This window comes from Corynebacterium sp. LK2590 (assembly GCF_040946105.1).
GTDB lineage: Bacteria > Actinomycetota > Actinomycetes > Mycobacteriales > Mycobacteriaceae > Corynebacterium.
This window is the reverse complement of record NZ_JAYWMH010000005.1, coordinates 115,795-134,921: the sequence shown is the minus strand read 5'-3', so window position 1 is coordinate 134,921 and position 19,127 is coordinate 115,795. Positions and strand designations below refer to the sequence as shown.

Annotated in this window: 15 protein-coding genes; 13 read left to right on the top strand and 2 right to left on the bottom strand. The window is 64.2% G+C overall.

Going from position 1 to position 19,127, the window contains the following annotated elements:
- Positions 1 to 96: 96 nt before the first annotated feature.
- Together VVR85_RS07695 and clpX are read left to right on the top strand one after the other, a co-directional pair.
- Positions 97 to 1,617, top strand: coding sequence for a peptide MFS transporter (locus VVR85_RS07695; protein WP_409338191.1), 1,521 nt, complete (start codon positions 97 to 99; stop codon positions 1,615 to 1,617).
- Positions 1,618 to 1,696: 79 nt separating this feature from the next.
- Positions 1,697 to 2,998 carry an ATP-dependent Clp protease ATP-binding subunit ClpX gene (gene clpX, locus VVR85_RS07690; protein WP_368520348.1) on the top strand — a complete coding sequence of 434 codons (1,302 nt, stop codon included), beginning with the start codon at positions 1,697 to 1,699 and terminating at the stop codon, positions 2,996 to 2,998.
- 119 nt (positions 2,999 to 3,117) lie between these two features.
- On the opposite strand, the gene VVR85_RS07685 is transcribed toward clpX, so the two are convergent.
- A complete protein-coding gene (locus tag VVR85_RS07685) occupies positions 3,118 to 3,834 on the bottom strand; it encodes a TetR family transcriptional regulator (protein WP_368520347.1) in 717 nt (238 codons plus the stop codon).
- A 252-nt stretch (positions 3,835 to 4,086) separates the two neighbouring features.
- Here VVR85_RS07685 and VVR85_RS07680 point away from each other — a divergent pair, with 252 nt between their 5' ends.
- The 6 genes from VVR85_RS07680 to ndk all read left to right on the top strand — a co-directional run bounded on the left by VVR85_RS07680 (position 4,087) and on the right by ndk (position 10,751).
- Positions 4,087 to 5,106 carry a malate dehydrogenase gene (locus tag VVR85_RS07680; RefSeq protein ID WP_368520346.1) on the top strand — a complete coding sequence of 340 codons (1,020 nt, stop codon included), beginning with the start codon at positions 4,087 to 4,089 and terminating at the stop codon, positions 5,104 to 5,106.
- Positions 5,107 to 5,181: 75 nt separating this feature from the next.
- Positions 5,182 to 7,914 carry a valine--tRNA ligase gene (locus VVR85_RS07675; protein ID WP_368520345.1) on the top strand — a complete coding sequence of 911 codons (2,733 nt, stop codon included), beginning with the start codon at positions 5,182 to 5,184 and terminating at the stop codon, positions 7,912 to 7,914.
- A gap of 62 nt (positions 7,915 to 7,976) precedes the next feature.
- Positions 7,977 to 9,482 carry a bifunctional tetrahydrofolate synthase/dihydrofolate synthase gene (gene folC / locus VVR85_RS07670; protein ID WP_368520425.1) on the top strand — a complete coding sequence of 502 codons (1,506 nt, stop codon included), beginning with the start codon at positions 7,977 to 7,979 and terminating at the stop codon, positions 9,480 to 9,482.
- Positions 9,479 to 9,916, top strand: coding sequence for a DUF4233 domain-containing protein (locus tag VVR85_RS07665; protein WP_368520344.1), 438 nt, complete (start codon positions 9,479 to 9,481; stop codon positions 9,914 to 9,916). Before folC ends, VVR85_RS07665 begins: the two co-directional genes overlap by 4 nt.
- 10 nt (positions 9,917 to 9,926) lie before the next feature.
- On the top strand, positions 9,927 to 10,259 hold the full coding sequence (locus VVR85_RS07660; RefSeq protein ID WP_368520343.1) for a hypothetical protein: 333 nt from the start codon (positions 9,927 to 9,929) through the stop codon (positions 10,257 to 10,259).
- 81 nt (positions 10,260 to 10,340) lie between these two features.
- The gene (gene ndk / locus VVR85_RS07655; RefSeq protein WP_368520342.1) at positions 10,341 to 10,751 is read left to right on the top strand and encodes a nucleoside-diphosphate kinase; all 411 of its coding nucleotides are present in this window, start codon (positions 10,341 to 10,343) and stop codon (positions 10,749 to 10,751) included.
- Between the two features lie 111 nt (positions 10,752 to 10,862).
- Here ndk and VVR85_RS07650 read toward each other — a convergent pair whose 3' ends face one another.
- Positions 10,863 to 11,639 carry a hypothetical protein gene (locus VVR85_RS07650; RefSeq protein ID WP_368520341.1) on the bottom strand — a complete coding sequence of 259 codons (777 nt, stop codon included), beginning with the start codon at positions 11,637 to 11,639 and terminating at the stop codon, positions 10,863 to 10,865.
- Positions 11,640 to 11,899: 260 nt separating this feature from the next.
- Between VVR85_RS07650 and VVR85_RS07645 the strand changes: the two genes are divergently transcribed.
- The 5 genes from VVR85_RS07645 (at position 11,900) to VVR85_RS07625 (ending at position 19,122) form a co-directional block, all read left to right on the top strand.
- Positions 11,900 to 15,391 (top strand): translation initiation factor IF-2 N-terminal domain-containing protein, encoded by a 3,492-nt coding sequence (locus VVR85_RS07645; protein ID WP_368520340.1) that lies wholly within the window; start codon positions 11,900 to 11,902, stop codon positions 15,389 to 15,391.
- A gap of 226 nt (positions 15,392 to 15,617) precedes the next feature.
- Entirely contained in the window at positions 15,618 to 15,923 is a 306-nt protein-coding gene (gene rplU, locus VVR85_RS07640) for a 50S ribosomal protein L21 (RefSeq protein WP_290222882.1), read from the top strand.
- A gap of 45 nt (positions 15,924 to 15,968) precedes the next feature.
- The gene (rpmA, locus tag VVR85_RS07635; RefSeq protein ID WP_368520339.1) at positions 15,969 to 16,247 is read left to right on the top strand and encodes a 50S ribosomal protein L27; all 279 of its coding nucleotides are present in this window, start codon (positions 15,969 to 15,971) and stop codon (positions 16,245 to 16,247) included.
- Between the two features lie 371 nt (positions 16,248 to 16,618).
- Complete coding sequence (locus VVR85_RS07630) at positions 16,619 to 18,154, top strand: SpaH/EbpB family LPXTG-anchored major pilin (RefSeq protein ID WP_368520338.1); 1,536 nt, start codon at positions 16,619 to 16,621, stop codon at positions 18,152 to 18,154.
- A gap of 71 nt (positions 18,155 to 18,225) precedes the next feature.
- Positions 18,226 to 19,122, top strand: coding sequence for a class C sortase (locus VVR85_RS07625; RefSeq protein WP_321113375.1), 897 nt, complete (start codon positions 18,226 to 18,228; stop codon positions 19,120 to 19,122).
- Positions 19,123 to 19,127: the final 5 nt, after the last annotated feature.

Sequence of the window (19,127 nt, the reverse complement as noted above, 5' to 3'; positions counted from 1 at the left end):
CCACCGGGTGGGAAGGGCGAGGTAGGCTACCGGAAAATGGGGGTGGAGGATCTCACATTAATTGCGTTGTGGCGTGGAAGGTGGCTATATATTTCTATGTCACGAATCACAAACGCTCACTCAGTGTCAGGTGCGTCCGGCGACGCCTCGGCGGTTGGACAACCATCAGAAAAGGAACGGCAGTTCTTCGGCCACCCGTGGGGGTTGGCCAACCTCTTCGGCGTGGAGATGTGGGAGCGTTTCAGCTTCTACGGCATGCAGGCGCTGGTCCTGCTGTACATGTACTACTCCGTGTCCGAGGGCGGTCTGGAGATCCCCAAGGCGGCGGCGACCTCCATCGTCGGCGCCTACGGCGGCTTGGTCTACATGGCCTGCCTGCTGGCCTCCCTGGTAGCCGACCGCGTCCTCGGCGCGGAGCGCACCCTGTACTACTCGGCCATCATGGTCATGCTGGGCCACCTGGCGCTGGCCTTCATCCCCGCGGTAACGGGCCTAGCCATCGGCCTGGTGCTTATCGCCGTCGGTTCCGGCGGCGTGAAGACCACCGCGCAGGTCGTGCTGGGCGCGCTCTACTCGCGCGATGATCCCCGCCGCGATGGCGGGTTCTCCATCTTTTATATGGGCGTCAACATCGGCGCGCTCTTCGGGCCGCTGATCACCACGCTGCTGTGGGGCTGGCAGGGCTTCCACTGGGGCTTCGGCATCGCCGCCGTCGGTATGTTCTTCGGCCTGGTCCAGTACACCCTCATGCGCGGCAGCACCATCAAGGAGGCCGGCCACGAGGTCCCGAACCCCGTCTCGCGGCAGCAGCTGCTGGTGGCCCTGGCCGTCCTCGCCGTCATCGTCGTCGTGTGCGTGTGGCTTATCGCCTCCGGCGTGGTCAAGCTGGAGTGGCTGTCCAACATCGTCACGGTCGTGGCATTCCTTGCTGCGGTCACGCTGTGGCTGCAGATGTACCGCTCCCGCCTGACCACCCCGCAGGAGCGCGGCCGCCTGCTCGGCTTCATCCCGATGTTCGTCTCCGGCGTGCTCTTCTTCGGCATCTTCCAGCAGCAGTTCACCGTGCTGACCATCTACTCCGATATGCGCCTGGACCGCCACATCTTCGGCATCGAGATCCCGCCGTCGATGGTCCAGCTCATCAACCCCATCTTCATCGTCATCTTCTCCAGCGTCTTCGCCTTCATCTGGACCAAGCTGGGCGACCGCCAGTGGTCGACGCCGACCAAGTTCGGTATCGCCAACGTCATCATCGGCGTCTCGCTGTTCTTCTTCCTGCCGTTCAGCGGCGGCGGCCCGAACTCCACCCCGATGTTCGCCATCATCTGGATCCTCTTCCTGTTCACCATGGGCGAGCTGCTGCTGTCGCCGGTGGGCAACTCCCTGGCGACCAAGGTTGCCCCGGAGGCCTTCCCGTCGCGCATGATGGCGGTGTGGATGATGGCCGTGGCCATGGGCACCTCCCTGGCGGGCACGCTGGCCGGCTTCTACAACCCGGACGACGCCGGCGCGGAAAACACCTTCTTTATCACTCTGGGCATCGTTTCTATCGCGCTGGGCGTGGTCTTGTTGGCGCTCGCCAAATGGGTCGTTAGCAAGTTCGCTACCTTCCGCTAAGGCGCGCCGGCTGCGTCGGGTGGGCGTGGTACGGTTGCTGGGATAAAGGAAATTGTGCCCTATGTGTTGAGAGGGTTTAATGGCACGTATGCAAGAAAGCGCGGATCTGCTCAAGTGTTCCTTCTGCGGCAAGAGCCAGAAGCAGGTTAAGAAACTCATCGCCGGCGGCGGTGTGTACATCTGCGATGAGTGCATTGAGCTGTGCAACGAAATTATCGAGGAAGAGCTGGGCGCCGCCCAGGCCGAGCAGGCCGAAAAGGAAGAAGTTCGGCTGCCCCGGCCCTCGGAAATCTCGGCCTTCTTGGATAACTACGTCATCGGCCAGGACCAGGCCAAGCGGGTGCTGTCCGTGGCGGTCTACAACCACTACAAGCGCATCAAGGCGGAGGAAGCTGCCGCCGCGCGCGGCGGGAAGCGGGCCAAGAAGGAACCGGAAGACACGGTCGAAATCGCCAAGTCCAACATCCTGATGCTGGGCCCGACCGGCTCCGGCAAGACCTACCTCGCCCAGACCCTGGCGCGCATGCTGGACGTGCCGTTTGCCATCGCGGACGCGACCTCCCTGACGGAGGCCGGCTACGTGGGCGAGGACGTGGAAAACATCCTGCTCAAGCTGCTCCAGGCGGCGGATTTCGACGTGGAAAAGGCCCAGCGCGGCATCATCTACGTCGACGAGATCGACAAGATCTCCCGCAAGTCGGACAACCCGTCTATCACCCGGGACGTCTCGGGTGAGGGCGTGCAGCAGGCCCTGCTGAAGATCCTGGAGGGCACCGTCGCAGCCATCCCGCCGCAGGGCGGGCGCAAGCACCCCAACCAGGAATTTATCCAGCTGGACACCTCCAATATCTTGTTCATCGTGGCCGGCGCCTTCGCCGGGCTGGAGAAGGTCATCTCCGAGCGCGTGGGCAAGAAGGGCCTGGGCTTCGGCGCCAAGCTGGAGACCCAGTCGGAGCAGGAGCGCGTCGACCTCTTCGAAGAGGTCCGCCCCGAGGACCTGGTCAAGTTCGGCCTCATCCCGGAGTTCATCGGCCGCCTGCCCGTCGTGGCGACGGTGGACAACCTGGATCAGGAATCGCTCATCCGGGTGCTCACCGAGCCGCGCAACTCCCTGGTCAAGCAGTACCAGGCCCTGTTCGTCATGGACGGCGCGGAGCTGGAGTTTGATACCGGCGCGCTCGAGGAAATCGCCAACCTCGCACTGGAGCGCAAGACCGGCGCCCGCGGCCTGCGCGCCATCATGGAGGAGCTGCTGGTGCCCATCATGTACGACATCCCGGACCGCGAGGACATCACCGGGGTGCGCATTACCGCAGACGTCGTCCGCGGCGAGGACGGCCCGGAGTTCATCTACGCTGACGCCGAGGAGCAGTCGGCCTAAGCCCTGACCCCAGCATCACTGTATAGATGTCTATAATAGCTGGAGGCAGAAAATTAGCCGGCCCGCGCTTTCGAAAAGGAAGCGCGGGCCGGCTTTGCGTTTGTACGGCGGGGGAGGGGCTAGCCGTAGATGTCGCTGTTGTTGTCGGCGGTATCGACGGCCTCGCGGGCGGTGAGGTAGGAGGCCTCGCCGCTGTCGGGGATGTTGGCGGTCAAAAACGCGAGTACCGCGTCGACCACCATGCGGTGCAGGCCGGCGGTGTTGGCCTCGGACTGCATGTCGATCCCCAACAAGTTGTCGATCATGTTGTGGTTGGTCACCCGGTACATGGTCAGCGAAGAGATCAGGGTGAAGATATCGTCCGCGGAAATGCCGGGCCGGAAGGCGCCGGAGTCCTGCCCGTGGAGTAGGAGCTTGTCCAGGTGCAGGGCCACGCCGCTGACGTCGTTGACCGGCTGCCGGCCGACCACGCCGAAGACCTGCTGGGTGGTCTCCATCGCCAGCATGCGCACGGCCTCCGGGTGGGCGATGTGGCAGGCGAAGAGGGCATCGACAAGCTTGCGCACGCCCTCGACCGGGACCGCGGAGTCGACCTCGAGATCCTCGATCGGGGGATTGAGCCGTTCTACCGCGGCCTCGAGGGCGCGCTGGTAGAGCCCGCGCTTGTCGCCGAAGTGGTAGTGCAGCATGCGCTTGGACAGGCCGGAGAGGTTGGCGATGGTCTCCATCTTGGTTTCGGTGAAACCGAACTGGGAAAACTGCTCGAGCGCGACGTCGACGGCGCGCTGGGCAGACTCGGCTCCCGTGACGGCGGTGGGAGAATCGGAGTTACCCATAGCAACATGCCCCTCTTTTTAAGAATCGCTTAGACGGATTGGTTCATTCCCTATCGTGCCGCAAATTCGCGAACCCGTCTGCGAATTGCCCCCGGGGGAGGTAAAACGCCAGCACAGACGAGCGAAAGGTGTACTTCTGCTACCTCAATTTGAGGGCAATGAAACAGAACCTGTCGCGTTATCGTTTCTGCGTCTAGACTAGGGAGTTCAGCAAAAACTCGAGGTGTTTATCTGGGAAGGATGGCACACACTATGTCGAAGCTAACAGCACAGGCTGCACCGAAGCACAACGTTTCAGAACCCGTCAATGTCACGGTCACCGGCGCCGCCGGGGCTATCGCCTACTCGCTGCTGTGGCGGATCGCGGCCGGCGAGGTCTTTGGCAAGGACCAGCCTGTTCGTCTACGCCTGCTGGAGCTCGACTCCGCGGTGCGCGCCGCAGAAGGCGTGGCCATGGAGCTGCAGGACTCCGCCTTCCCGCTGCTGGCCGGCGTGGAGATCACCGCTGACGAGGACACCGCCTTCGCCGACGCGAACGCCGCCTTCCTGGTCGGCGCGCAGCCGCGCTCCAAGGGTATGCAGCGCGCCGACCTGATTTCGGCCAACGCGGAGATCTTCTCCCGCCAGGGCGCGTCCCTGAACCGGGTGGCCGCCCGCGACGTGCGCGTGCTGGTAGTGGGCAACCCCGCCAACACCAACGCGCTTATCGCCGCCCACCACGCGCCCGACCTGGACGACTCCCAGTTCAGCGCCCTGATGCGCCTCGATCACAACCGCGCGGCTGGGCTCCTGGCCCAGCGGGTGGGCGTGCGCCCGGACGCGATTGAGAAGCTGGCCGTCTGGGGCAACCACTCGGATACCCAGTTCCCAGACATCACCTTCGCCACGGCGGATTCCCGCCCGCTCGCCGAGGCGGTCGAGCAGTCCTGGTACGAGGAGACCTTCATCCCGACCGTGGCCGGGCGCGGCTCCGAAATCATCGAGGTGCGCGGGTCTTCTTCAGCGGCCTCGGCGGCCTCGGCGGCCGTGGACCACATGCACGACTGGCTCTTCGGCACCCCGAACGGCGACTGGCGCACCGCGGCGATTGTCTCGGATGGCTCCTACGGCGTGGACGCCGGCCTGGTGGCGGGCTTCCCGACGGTCAGCCGGGACGGCCGCTGGGAAATCGTGCAGGGCCTGGAGCTTAACGATGTCCAGCGCGCCCGCATCGACGCCTCCGTGGCGCAGCTGCGGGAGGAAAAGGAAGCCGTCGCCCACCTGCTGGGCTAGGCCCGTCAGAAAAACCCGGGGTCTCGACTGGGTGGGGCCCAAAGGGGTTTGACCGACAGGGTAGAATTGGTCGGCGTGACTGAGCGTAAAAATGAGGAACTAGTAGGTACCAACCGCGCGGACGCGCTGCCCAAGTCCTGGGAGCCGCAAGAACAGGAGACCGCCCTGTACGAGGGCTGGGTCGACGCGGGGTATTTCACCCCGGACGCCCACTCCGACAAGCCCGCCTATTCCATCGTGCTGCCGCCGCCGAACGTGACCGGCCAGCTGCACATGGGCCACGCGCTGGACCACACGCTCATTGACTCCATCATCCGCCGCAAGCGCATGCAGGGGTATGCGACGCTGTGGCTGCCGGGCGCGGACCACGCCGGTATTGCCACGCAGACCAAGGTCGAGGCCGCCCTCAAGGAGTCCGAGGGCAAGACCCGCTGGGACTACGACCGCGACGAGTTCATCGGCAAGGTCTGGGAGTGGAAGGAAAAATACGGCGGCACCATCCAGTCCCAGATGCGCGCCATCGGCGACTCCGTGGACTGGTCCCGCGAACGCTTCACCCTGGACGACGGCCTGTCCAAGGCCGTGCAGACCATCTTCAAGATGCTCTACGACGCCGGCCTGATCTACCAGGACTACCGCCTGGTCAACTGGTCGCCGGTGCTGGAGACCGCCGTGTCCGACATGGAGGTCGTCTACGACGACGTCGAGGGCGAGCTGGTCTCCATCCGCTACGGCTCGCTGGACGACAACGAGCCGCACCTGGTCGTGGCCACCACCCGTGTGGAGACCATGCTGGGTGACGTCGCCATCGCCGTCCACCCGGACGACGAGCGCTACGCCGACCTGGTGGGCAAGGAATTCCCGCACCCGTTCCGCGATGACCTGAGCCTGAAGATCTTCGCCGACGACTACGTCGACATGGAATTCGGTACCGGCGCGGTCAAGATCACCCCGGCGCACGACCCGAACGACTACGCCATGGGCCAGCGCCACGGCCTGGACATGCCCATCATCATGGACAAGACCGGCCACATCGCGGATACCGGCACCCAGTTCGACGGCATGACCCGCGAGGATGCCCGCGTCGCCATCCGCGAGGCGCTGGCCGAGCAGGGGCGAATCGTCAAGGAAATCCGCCCCTACGTCCACTCGGTGGGACACTCGGAGCGCTCCGGCGAGGCCATCGAGCCGCGCCTGTCCAAGCAGTGGTTCGTCAACGTCAAGGAGATGGCCAAGTACTCCAGCGAGGCGGTCCGCCAGGGGGATACCACCATCCACCCGGCCTCGCTCGAGCCGCGCTACTTCGACTGGGTCGACGACATGCACGACTGGTGCATCTCCCGCCAGCTGTGGTGGGGCCACCGGATCCCGATCTGGTACGGGCCGGAGGACGCCGACGGCAACCGCGACGTGGTCTGCGTGGGCCCGGACGAAAAGGCCCCGGCCGGCTACGAGCAGGACCCGGACGTCCTGGATACCTGGTTCAGCTCCGCGCTGTGGCCGTTTTCCACCCTGGGCTGGCCGGAAAAGACCCCGGACCTGGAGAAGTTCTACCCGACCAACGTGCTGGTCACCGCCTACGACATCCTGTTCTTCTGGGTCGCCCGCATGATGATGTTCGGCACCTTCGCCGCCACCCAGACCCCGGAACTGCTGGGGCAGGGCAGCGACGGGCGCCCGCAGGTGCCCTTCGCGGATCTCTACCTGCACGGCCTGGTGCGCGACGAGCAGGGCCGCAAGATGTCCAAGTCCCTGGGCAACGGCATCGACCCGATGGACTGGGTCCGCGACTACGGCGCGGACGCGCTGCGCTTCGCCCTGGGCCGCGGCGCCAACCCGGGCGTCGACCTGCCGCTGGGCCCGGACGCGGCGGCCTCGGCGCGTAACTTCGCCACCAAGCTCTTCAACGCCACCAAGTTCGCCCTGCTCAACGGCGCCGGCGTGGCGGAGCTGCCGGAGCGCGAGGCGCTGACCGATGCCGACCGCTGGATCCTGGACCGCGCCGAGCAGGTCCGCGCCCGCGTCGACGCCTACCTGGACGACTTCCAGTTCGCAAAGGCCAACGAGCTGCTCTACCACTTCGCCTGGGACGAGCTGTGCGACTGGTACGTCGAGATCGCCAAGACCCAGATCGCGCGCGAACCGGCCGACGAGGCCGAAAAGCAGCGCGCCCGCACCACCCAAATCGTGCTGGGCCGCGTGCTCGACGTCGTGCTGCGCCTGCTGCACCCGACCATGCCTTTCGTCACCGAGGTCCTGTGGAAGGCCCTGACCGGCGGCGAATCCCTGGTTGTGGCCGACTGGCCGACCGCCGCGGACACCAACGGCGGCGCCGAGACCGACGAGATCGCCGCCCGCCGCATCCAGGACGCGGAAAAGCTCATCACCGAGCTGCGCCGCTTCCGCTCCGACCAGGGGGTTAAGCCTTCCCAGAAGGTGCCGGGCCGCCTGGACTTCGCTGCTGCGGACCTGGCCGGCCAGGAGGACCTGGTGCGCAACCTGGCCAAGACCACCGAGCCGGGCGAGGACTTTACCGAGTCCGCCTCCATCGAGGTCCGCCTGTCGCAGGCCACCGTCGAAATCACCCTGGACACCTCCGGGGCCGTCGACGTCGCGGCCGAGCGCAAGCGCCTGGAAAAGGACCTAGCCAAGGCCAACAAGGAACTGGAACAGACCACCAAGAAGCTCGGCAATGAGAACTTCCTGTCCAAGGCGCCGGAAGAGGTCGTGGAAAAGATCCGCACCCGCCAGACCGTGGCGCAGGAGGAAGTCGACCGCATCAGCGCGCGTCTGGAGGCGCTCAAGTAGTGACTGACCGTACCGGACACGGCGAGAACGGCCGCGAGAAGGACCAAGAGACCGAATACGAGATCGTCGACGCCCTCAAGGAGGGCACCGATGGCTCCCCGGTGGAAATCACCGAGTCGGGGCTCACGCTCAACCTGGGCGGGGCGGAGGATTATTCCGCGCCCGCGCCGGAGACCGTGAGCGCCGAGGAACTGCGCGAGCTTGCCGAGGTCGAAGAAGAGCTCAACGCCCGCTGGCCGGAGACGAAGATCGAGCCCTCGCTCGAGCGCATCGAGAAGCTCATGGACCTGCTCGGCCACCCGGAGCGGGCCTTCCAGGCCATCCACGTGGCCGGCACCAATGGCAAGTCCTCGACCTCGCGGATGATCGATTCGCTGCTGCGGGCCTTCCACCGTCGGGTCGGCCTGTTCACCAGCCCGCACCTGCAGCGGGTGACCGAACGCATCGGCATCGACGGCAAGCCCATCCACCCGCGCGACTACGTGCGCATCTGGCGCGAAATCCGGCCTTACGTGGAGATGGTCGACGCCGAGTCGCTGGCCGCCGGCGGCCCGGCCATGTCCAAGTTCGAGGTTCTGGTGGCCATCGCCTATGCCGCCTTCGCCGATGCCCCGGTCGACGTCGCTGTCATCGAGGTCGGCATGGGCGGGCGCTGGGACGCGACCAACGTGGTCAACTCCGAGGTCGCGGTCGTCTGCCCGGTGGGCATGGACCACACCGATTACCTGGGCGATACCCTCGCCGAAATCGCCGGTGAGAAGGCCGGCATCATCAAGGCCCGCCCGGACGCCGACGACCCCATCACCCCGGCCGAGAACATCGCCATCCTGGCGGAACAGGAGCCGGAAGCCATGGAGGTCCTGCTGCAGCAAGCCGTGGCCGTGGACGCGGGCGTGGCGCGCGCCGGCAGCGAGTTCGCCGCGCTGGAATCCACCATCGCCGTAGGTGGCCAGCAGCTGCGCATCCAGGGCTTGGGCGGCCTTTACGAGGACGTCTTCGTGCCCCTGGCCGGCGAGCACCAGGCCCGCAACGCCGCGGTCGCCCTGGCGGCCGTGGAGGCCTTCTTCGGGGCCTCGGCCGGGCACCCGCTGGATGCGGCGAGCGTGCGCAACGGCTTTGCCCAGACCATTTCGCCGGGCCGTCTGGAGCGCATGCGGCAGTCGCCGACCACGTTCATCGACGCCGCGCACAACCCGCACGGCGCCCGCGCCCTGGCCCAGGCCCTGGGCCGCGATTTCGACTTCGCCCGCCTAGTCGGCGTGGTCGCCATCCTGGGCGACAAGGACGCCGCCGGGATCCTCACCGCGCTGGAGGACGTGCTGACCGAGGTAGTCATCAGCCAGAACAGCTCCCCGCGGGCGCTGGACGCCTGCGAGCTGGCCGAGCTGGCCCGGGACATCTTCGGCGAGGAACGCGTCTACGTCGAGCCCGACCTGCAGTCGGCTTACGCCCAGGCCGTCGAGCTGGCCGAGGATGCGGAAATCCAGTCCGGTTCCGGTATTGTCATCACCGGATCGGTGGTCACCGCCGGTGAGGCACGCGCGATGTTTGGAAAGGAGCCGGCATGACGGAGCAACCCAAGGACGTCGGGCCCCTGGGCATGGGGCACAAGCCCGTCAAGGACCCGATTAAGGGCTTTAACGGGATGGTCATCTCCAGCACCCTGACGCTGGAGGCGCTCACCCTGGTGCTGGCGCTGCCGATGCTGCGCATGCTCTACAGCGGTGAGCTGTGGACCGGGGTCAACATCGCCATCGTCGTGGCGCTGATGGTCTTCCACCTGGTCATGCTGGTCTTCGCCAGCCGCCGGTGGTCGCTGAATGTCATCCTGGCCGTGCAGGTGCTCGGCATCATCGCCGGCCTGTTTATCCACTGGTCGATCGTGGCCATCATGGTGGTCTTCGGCCTGGTCTGGCTGCTGGCGGCCTACCTGCGCTCTAACCTCATCGCGCGCATGGAGCGCGGCCTGCTGACCACCCAGCACCTGGATCAGAAGGGTTAGGGAGGCCGCCGTGCGCTACGTGTATTCGCTGCTGGCCGCGCTGGCCTGCGTGGTGGTCATCCTGGCGCGCGCTTTTAACTGGCCGGGCGCGGTCATCGTGGTGGGCCTTATCGTGGCGGCCGCCTTCCTGGCGCTGGCCCTGTTCCGCGGGGATCAGGACCGCCCGGGCAAGGACCGGCCGCTGCGTCAGGCGGATTTCTCCCCGGAGCGCGAGGAAGAAATCCGTGAGCTCGTCTCCGCCGGCAAGTACGGCACCGCGGTCAAGCAGGTCCGGCTGTGGTACCGGCACGTCGGCCACGACGAGGCCGAAGCCATGGTCAGCCAGCTGACCACCGGCCGCTAGCGCGACCGCGTTCCGCGGTCGCGGCCGATTTTTGGCGGCTCCAGTGCGAAGGATCGCGCGGTATTCGGTACGATGGCCCGTATGACTGAACGTACTCTTATTCTCATCAAGCCGGACGGCGTCAAGAACGGCCACGTAGGCGAAATCATCTCCCGCATTGAGCGCAAGGGTCTCAAGCTGGTGGAGATGGATCTGCGCACCGCAGACCGCGAAACCGCAGAAAAGCACTACGCTGAGCACAAGGACAAGCCGTTCTTCGGCGAGCTCGTGGACTTCATCACTTCCGCTCCGCTGGTCGCAGGCATCGTCGAGGGCGAAAGCGCCATCGCTGCCTGGCGTCAGCTGGCCGGCGGCACCCACCCGGTCGAGAAGGCCACCCCGGGCACCATCCGCGGTGACTTCGCCCTGACCGTCGGTGAGAACGTCGTTCACGGCTCCGACTCCCCGGAGTCCGCTGAGCGCGAGATCGCCATCTGGTTCCCGAACCTCTAAGACGCAACCTCTTTACTGCCCCCCGCCCGCGGTGCCCCGGAATTCCGGCCGCCGCGCGGGGGTTTCGTGCATTCAAAGCACCACTACGCGGCCACACTGCGGGGCCTGGATTTAGCGCCGCTGCGACTCGGTCAGTGCGTGCACGCCCAGGGGAGTAATACTCATGTCCCAACGGGCGGATTGTCCCTGCCAGGTGGGCGCGCGGAGTTTAATCAGCTTGACGCTGTCTAGCTCCTGCAGGCGCTCGCGCAGCGCCTCCTCGTCTGCGCTCATCGCGGGGTCCAGAATCCATTGCAGCCCCTTCAAGCTCACCTCGTTGCCGTCGACGGCGCCGATGGCGATAAGCGCGGCGAGGATATCAGTATTCTCCTCGGCCAAGCGCTGCGTGGTGGTGGTCAGCTCGGTCAGCTCGAAGTCCATCCGCTGGATGCGCCGGCGGCCGATGCTGAAGGAGCGCCGGAAGAGCACGGTGCCGGAAAGAAACAGCCCCACGCTGTAAAACGCCGCCGTGGACAGCGTGGCAACCGCCGGCGGCACCGAAAAATCCCAGCCCAGCGCCTGCACCGGCAGGACCAGCAGGGGCGCGACGATGGGGATGAACGGGGCGAAGTAGGCGACGGCGGGGTAGTCGCCGTCGCGGAATTCCGTCTGCGGCACGGCCACGGCCTTCGGGAAGTGACGTGCGATTTTGACCCCGCAGGCCACCGCCGCAATCAACAGCAGCGCGCCCAGGACGGAGAAGGCCGCATGGTCCAGGAAGAAAAAGCCCACGCCGAAGCTCGCCGTGGTGGTGAAGGCAAGCAGCTCGCGCGGGTTGAACTCGTTGCGGCGGCGGAAGTGCCGGATCGCTGCTGCCGGTGAGGTGGGCACGAGTTTGCCGTCGGACATGGTCTTAAGCTAACACAGGGCGAAATTCCGCGCGTCCGGGCAGGTGCGCCAAGAAGCGGGCGCCCAAGTGTGCCACAATAGGAGCCAGAGCCTTTAAGACAGGCTTGCAGTTGTGCATAACTAAATACTCAATCTTTAACACTTAAACTTTCGGCGCTGAGAGGGTAGACAGCCCCGCGGTGTGCTTGCCTGCAGCTTGGATGACTTGCGCGGCCCCGCGGCGAGCTTGCCCTCGCGCCACTAGACGTCAGGAGTAGCCCGTGGCTGCAAAGACTAAAAACGAACAGAATACGGATTTATCAGCGGCCGCCGCATTGGCCGAGCGGATCGATCGGAGCCAGCTGGGGGAGAAGACCCGGCTCTACGCCCTCGCGAAGCAGCTGGGGATTTCCTCCAAGGTCCTGGTGGAACAGTTCGCCCAGCAGGGAATCAAGAAGGCCCCGCAGTCCGGCCTGAGCAAGGCGGAGGCCGAGCAGATCCTCGACCACATCCAGGCCGCCGGCTCCCAGGCCCCGGCTAGCGATGCCCCCTCCGAGCCCGCAACCGACGCGGAGTCCGAGGCCCAGGACGCGCCCCCGGCCAAGAAGAAGTCGTCCAAGGCCACCAAGAAGGCCAAGGCGACCAAGAAGACGAAGCGCAAGGCTACGACCAAGAGCAAGCGCGCCGCCGCCCAGGACGAAGAGACCAAGGCCGAGGAAACCAAGACCGATAAGGCCGACCCGGCTGAGGACCAGGCCGAAGATAACACCGCCGACAAGCCTAAGAAGGCCACGCGCAAGCGCGCGTCCCGCAAGTCCACCAAGAAGCGGGCCGTGCGTGCTGCCGCGCCGGCAAAGTCGCAGCAGCCGGAGGAGGAGAAGCGCGAGCAGACCGCGGATACCGAAACCGCTGCCGGCGCCGAGGCCCCGGCAGTCGACGACTCCGGGCAGGAGGACTCGGCCGACGCCGTGGCCACGGCCGCCGAGAAGAAGCTGCGCGACCGCGTGCGCAAGAACGTGGAAAACGAGTTCAACCAGATCGCCGACAAGGTCGAGTCCGAGCTGCAGAACCTCGCCACGGCCGAGGGTGCTGAAGACGGCGGCATCGACAGCGCAGAGGCAGACGACGAGCCCGCCGAGCTTGACCACGACGAGGACCTGGAGGAGCTGGTCGCCGCCCTGACGCCGCCGCACCACGCGGCAGCCAAGGACAACGCCGCGGACTACGCGCCGGTATTCATCGCCCCGCAGGCGAATGCCGCCAAGCCGGCCCGGCAGGCTGAACCCGATGATGCGGACGGTGATGACGACGAGCCGGAGCGCATCGAGGCCCCGCGCGGCATCAAGGGCTCGACCCGTATCGAGGCACAGAAGCGCCGCCGAGCGGAGATGCGCGAGAAGGGCCGCGAGCGCAAGCACATCGTCTCCCAGGCGGAGTTCCTGGCGCGCCGGGAATCCGTCGAGCGCACCATGGTGGTGCGCGAGCGCCAGCGCGTCGACCACGCCGGTTCCGTCACGCAGGTAGGCGTCCTGGAAGACGACCTGCTGGTCGAGCACTTCGTGACCTCCGACTCGCAGGCCTCGTTGATTGGCAACATCTACTTGGGCCGCGTCCAGAACGTGCTGCCGTCGATGGAGGCCGCCTTCGTGGACTTCGGCGAGGGCCGCAACGGTGTGCTTTACGCCGGCGAGTTGAACTGGCGCGCCATGGGGCTCAAGGGCCGCTCCCGCAAGATTGAGCAGGCCCTAAAGTCCGGCGACCAGATCCTGGTCCAGGTATCCAAGGACCCGATTGGGCACAAGGGCGCGCGCCTGACCACGCAGATTTCCCTGGCCGGTCGCTTCCTGGTCTACGTGCCGAAAGGCCGCAGCGCCGGTATTTCCCGCAAGCTGCCGGCTCCGGAGCGCAAGCGCTTGAAGGAGATCCTGCAGCGTGTCGTGCCGGGCGAGGGCGGCACCATCATCCGCACCGCCGCGGAGAACGTCTCCGAGGAGGCCATCGCCACGGACGTGGGCCGTCTGCACGGGGTCTGGGAGGACATCCAGGACCGCGCGGAGAAGGAGAAGAAGTCCAAGGGCGCGAAGCCGGTGACCCTCTACGAGGAGCCGGATATGTTGGTCAAGGTCGTCCGCGACCTGTTCAACGGCGACTTCAAGCACTTGGTCGTGGACGGCAAGAAGGCCTTCAACACGGTCAACGCCTATATCCAGTCGGTCGCCCCGGATCTGGCGGACCGGGTGGAGCGCTTCGATCGGAATAAGCACGGCGGCCAAGATGCCTTCGCGGCCTACCGGATCGACGAACAGCTGCAGAAGGCCCTGGCCCGCAAGGTGTGGCTGCCCTCGGGCGGCACGCTGGTCATCGACCGCACAGAGGCCATGACCGTCATCGACGTCAACACCGGCAAGTTCACCGGCTCCGGCGGCGATCTCGAGGAAACCGTGACCCGCAACAACCTCGAGGCCGCGGAAGAGATCGTGCGGCAGATGCGCCTGCGCGACCTGGGCGGGATGATCGTCGTCGACTTCATCGACATGGTCCTGCCCGAAAACCAGGAGCTGGTCCTGCGCCGGCTGAAGGAGGCCCTGGGGCGCGACCGCACCCGTCACCAGGTCTCCGAGGTCACCTCCCTGGGCCTGGTGCAGATGACCCGCAAGCGCCTAGGCGCGGGCCTGCTGGAGACCTTCTCCACCGAGTGTGAGCACTGCCAGGGCCGCGGCATCATCATCCACGATGACCCGGTCGAGCACACCGACGATCATTCCGGCCACGGGCACCACGACCGCCGCAACCACAAGCACGCGGATACGGGCCACGGCCGCAACCAGCGCTCCCAAGAGGAGCAGGACTCCCCGGCGGAGACGCGCGGCGACGCCAAGCAGCTCGACGAGCTGGTAGCCAGCGTGGTCAAGGACGAGGGTGCTGCCAACGACGGCGAAGAGCGCGACGAACGCAACGATAGTGATTCCGAGGACCGCAAGGGCTCTTCCTCGCGCCGTCGCCGTCGCCGCGGCAGTCGGGGCGGGCGCTCGAACCGCTCCCGCGACGAGCAGTCCCGTGACGATCAGTCCCAGGACTCGGTCAGCGACATCGAGAAGATCGCTTTCGCCGCAGCGGACAACGCCGCCGACAGCGACGACGTCGCCGAGTTAAAGGACTACGTGCCGGACGAGGACGTGCAGCCGGCGCAGGCTGGTGGATCCACCACCTACGAGGACGCAATCGAAGAATTCGAGGCCTCCCCGCGCCGCAAGCGCAAGACCCGCGGGAACTCCCGCTCCGATCACCGCCCGCGCCGGGAGGATTTCCCGGACCGCGAACGTCACTCCGTGCCGGCCGACGCTGAGGACAAGGCCGCAGCGCCGGAGAAGGCCGACGCGGGTGCCGACGATGCCGGCAGCTCCCGCGAGGAACAGCCGGCGCGCGGCAAGCGCGGCCGTCGCCGGGCCACTCGCCGCACCGCCGGACAGCGCGGCGGGCGCGGCAATCGCGCCGGCGGCCACGACGCGCCGACGCAGGCCCCAGCAGAGAACCCGCGGGATGATTTCGCCGCCCAGGCAGAAGACAGCACCAAGACCGTGGTGCGCGGGCGCCGCCGCCGGGCCGTGCGCCGCTCTGCCAAGGCCGCCCAGCCGACGCAGTCCGATTCCGGCGGTGGTCGGGAAAGTCAACCGCGGCAAACCGCCCCGGCAGAACAGAACGACGCCGGCGCTGAGTCCCGGAAGCACACCGGCCGGGGCCGCCGTCGGGCGACCCGCCGGAGCGGGAAATAGGCAGAAATTGGTGTGACCGGCGGGTGCAGGAAAGACGCGGTTTGTCTTTTCTGGTCCCGTCGGGGTAGGATTTCCAAGTCGCCGTTTAAGTCCAGTTGAGCCGCGCCAGAAGTCTCATGACTTACGTGTAGCGCTGGCACTGGACTCAAGCGCAAAATGTAATTGTCCATTCAGGGGTTGGGTCTCGCCTGCCCCTGAGCCGAGTTTAGATAAGGGGTAACCCTCTATGTACGCGATCGTCAAGACCGGCGGAAAGCAGTACAAGGTTGCCGAAGGTGACCTCGTTAAGGTCGAGAAGATCGAGGGTGAGCCAGGCTCTGCCGTGGCTCTCACCCCGGTTCTGCTCGTCGATGGCGCGAACGTCAAGTCGAAGGCCGATGACCTGGCTAAGGTCAAGGTCGACGCTGAGATCGTTGATCAGGCCAAGGGCCCGAAGATCAACATCATGAAGTACAAGAACAAGACTGGTTACAAGAAGCGCATGGGCCACCGCCAGCCGCTTACTGTTCTGAAGATTACCGGTATCAAGTAAGCTGCGAGGCTTGCACTAAAGACCCCTTGAAGGAGGGAAACCACAATGGCACACAAGAAGGGCGCATCCAGCACTTCTAACGGTCGTGACTCCAACCCGAAGTACCTCGGCGTTAAGCGCTTCGGCGGTCAGCAGGTCAAGGCCGGCGAGATCATCGTCCGCCAGCGCGGCACCAAGTTCCACCCGGGTGAGAACGTTGGCCGTGGCGGCGACGACACCCTGTTCGCTCTCGAGGCCGGCTCCGTTGAGTTCGGTGTCAAGCGCGGGCGTCGCATCGTCAGCATTGTTCCGGCTCAGGAGGCCGCAGCTGAGGCTTCTGCCTAAGCAATAACTTCTGCTAAGACCCAAGGACTTTTGGTCCTTGGGTCTTTTTCTATGCCCAATCAGTATTAAAGGTCTATCCCGCGTGCATTTCCCCTTGTTAGTAGGTGGATCTCACTTACTGAGAACAACAAGCGAATTTTAATTATCGATACAATGCAAACCTTGCAAAACCTGGTCTTTCACTGACTGCAAGGCTGTACGCTGGGCTAATAAAATCCTGAGATTCATACAAGTTAAAAGGTGTATGAAAATTTCCTCTTGCAAACATGAGCAGATCGCTATATGCTAAGCGCGTAGTTAACACTGGAGAAGGCTGACAAGACTTATTGATTGGCCTTCACTAACCCTGCTTGGAAGGAAAAGGTCGGGTTATGACCTCTCTCAACTCTCGCATCGCCAGCGTCATCACCGCTAGCGCGCTCGCCATCATGGGCACCGGCTTCGCCGCTCCTGTTGCCATCGGCCAGGAGGCAACCCCTACTCCTACTGGGGAAGTAGGTGCTGAGACCACCCCATCCGCTACTCAGAACGCTGACCGCATTGATCCGAATGCGACCGTCACTCTGAATATCCACAAGAAGCTTGGTGACCCAACTAGTGCCGATGAGGCAGCGGGTTTGCCAGGGCTAGAGGGTGCAACGTTTGAGATCGGACGTGTGGCAGACGTGGACCTGACTACTCAGGCTGGTCAGGCTCAAGCGAGCCGACTCGGTGGTCTGGACCAAGCGGAAATTGCTGGTCTAACAGTCGAAAATGTTGTCGAAGTTAAAACCGATGCAAACGGCGAAGCAAATTTCGAGGGTCCTATTGGTCTGTACCGCGTTACTGAGCGTAACAACCAGGGCTACACCACTGCGCCTGCTTTTCTGATTGCGCTCCCGTACGCGAATAGTGACGGCAACTGGACTTACACTCGCGACGTCTACCCGAAGAACCAGCAAATCATTCCTTCTAAGCAGGTTGATGATAATGGTGTCACCCTCGGTGAGGACTTGACCTACACGATCAACGCACCGGTTCCTGCAGGCACCTTGTCCCGTTTCAATATTGTTGACCCGTTGATTTCTGCACTTACCTTGAAGCCAGAAGGCATTGAGGTCGCCACAAGCCCAGTCGGCGCAGTGTCCTTCGATGATGGCGATTACACCGTCACGACCAACGACAACACCCTTAGGGTGGACTTCAGTGAAGCAGGTCGTGAAAAGCTGCAGGAGGCACGTAAGGGCAACCCGGACCTGAAGGTCACCGTTAAGTTCAACGCGACTGTGAACTCGATTCCTGCGAATGGTCAGATTACTAACACCGCGACGATTGAGCTGCCGAATGGTGCATTCGTAAATACCGATGGCCCGGACCCGAATAACCCTGAGGGTGGCGATCAGCCGACCTCGACTACTTTCGGCAATTTGACCATCACTAAGACCTCCCAAAATGGTGATTCCACGCTGAACGGTGCAGAGTTTGAGCTCTACCTCTGCCAGGCTGAAGAAGATGGCACCTACACCTCGCTAGGCGAGGCCTTGCCGGTGGCTACTACTGAAACCGGCAATGTTTTGAACAAACTGACTACCTCTGGCGGTAACGATTCAGGTGGAGACGCTACCGCTAATGGCTATGCCATCCCGATGACCTCCTTCGCAGCGGGTACCGGTGCCGTTGAAAACCAGTACTGCGTGCTGGAGACCAAGGCGCCAAGAAACTACGCACGTAACCCGGAGCTGCAGCCGGTTAACGCTGACATTGAAAACCTCGCTCTGACTGTGTCTGTGGACAACCGTAAGGACACCATTGCGGGCATGCTGCCGGCTACCGGTGCTTGGGGCATCCTGTTGGTCTTCCTGGTTGGTCTGTTGCTGCTGGCCCGCGGTATCTACACCTCCTACAAGGATTCCCGCGCAACTGCGTAAACACTCCCTATGCCGGGGCGCGTTGAGCCTAACCGCTCTGGTGTTCCCGGCCAGGTAGGAAGGAGCACGCCATGGCACGACATAGTCGAAGTGCCGTGCCCGTGGCTTCGCCCGCCCAACCGAAGAAGCGTCGAATTCGCTCAGTGGTGTACTTGCTTCTGGCGCTGTTGGTCTTTCTTACTCCGGTGGTGCTGACCACCTACAAGAATGCAGAGCAGCAGCGGATTGCTGATGAGTACTCCGAAGCGGTTCGTAACTTGGAAGATGGGCAACGCGAAGCAGAGTTCGTCCGGGCGCAGGAATACAACAAGACGCTTCCTGAGGTTGGCGCCCCGGATCCGTGGATTAATGGTGTGGATACGCAGTCGCCGGAATATCAGGAATACGAAGATATTTTGAGCGTGATGTTGCCCATGGCGCGTTTGCGTGCACCCTCGGTAGGCATTGATTTGCCGGTTTACCACGGCACATCCACTGGTGTGCTGGCCCACGGTGTGGGACACCTCTACGGAACTGCACTTCCCGTAGGAGGGGAGGGCACCCGCGCGGTGCTGACTGGCCACACGGGACTGACCACGCTGACGATGTTTGACAACCTCACCCACATGAAAAAGGGTGACGTGTTCACCGTCGAAGTCATGGGTGAAGCACTTGCTTACAAGGTCACAGACATCGAGACAGTGCTGCCGGAGGAAATCGAAAAGATTAAGCCGGTCGAGGGCAAAGACATGCTCACCCTGATTACGTGCACGCCTTATGGCATCAATTCCCACCGTTTGTTGGTTCATGGCGAGCGCACCGAATTGCCAGCCGGATACGACGACAAAGTCAATTCACCGTGGCAGCTGTGGATGACCATCGCGATTGCGATTGCGCTGTTCATCATCCTGTATTTGCTGTGGTGGCTGTACCGCCAGCGCAAGAAGCAGAAACAAGCTGAAGAAGCAGCGATGGCAGTCCAGGAATAGAAGTT

What these genes read in the sequence shown, in the direction of transcription:
- VVR85_RS07630 (WP_368520338.1), top strand. Translation starts at nt 16,619, where the DNA reads ATGACCTCTCTCAACTCTCGCATCGCCAGCGTCATCACCGCTAGCGCG.
- VVR85_RS07625 (WP_321113375.1), top strand. Translation starts at nt 18,226, where the DNA reads ATGGCACGACATAGTCGAAGTGCCGTGCCCGTGGCTTCGCCCGCCCAA.
- VVR85_RS07680 (WP_368520346.1), top strand. Translation starts at nt 4,087, where the DNA reads ATGTCGAAGCTAACAGCACAGGCTGCACCGAAGCACAACGTTTCAGAA.
- VVR85_RS07685 (WP_368520347.1), bottom strand. Translation starts at nt 3,834, where the DNA reads ATGGGTAACTCCGATTCTCCCACCGCCGTCACGGGAGCCGAGTCTGCC.
- rplU (WP_290222882.1), top strand. Translation starts at nt 15,618, where the DNA reads ATGTACGCGATCGTCAAGACCGGCGGAAAGCAGTACAAGGTTGCCGAA.
- ndk (WP_368520342.1), top strand. Translation starts at nt 10,341, where the DNA reads ATGACTGAACGTACTCTTATTCTCATCAAGCCGGACGGCGTCAAGAAC.
- VVR85_RS07665 (WP_368520344.1), top strand. Translation starts at nt 9,479, where the DNA reads ATGACGGAGCAACCCAAGGACGTCGGGCCCCTGGGCATGGGGCACAAG.
- clpX (WP_368520348.1), top strand. Translation starts at nt 1,697, where the DNA reads ATGGCACGTATGCAAGAAAGCGCGGATCTGCTCAAGTGTTCCTTCTGC.
- VVR85_RS07650 (WP_368520341.1), bottom strand. Translation starts at nt 11,639, where the DNA reads ATGTCCGACGGCAAACTCGTGCCCACCTCACCGGCAGCAGCGATCCGG.
- VVR85_RS07695 (WP_409338191.1), top strand. Translation starts at nt 97, where the DNA reads ATGTCACGAATCACAAACGCTCACTCAGTGTCAGGTGCGTCCGGCGAC.
- rpmA (WP_368520339.1), top strand. Translation starts at nt 15,969, where the DNA reads ATGGCACACAAGAAGGGCGCATCCAGCACTTCTAACGGTCGTGACTCC.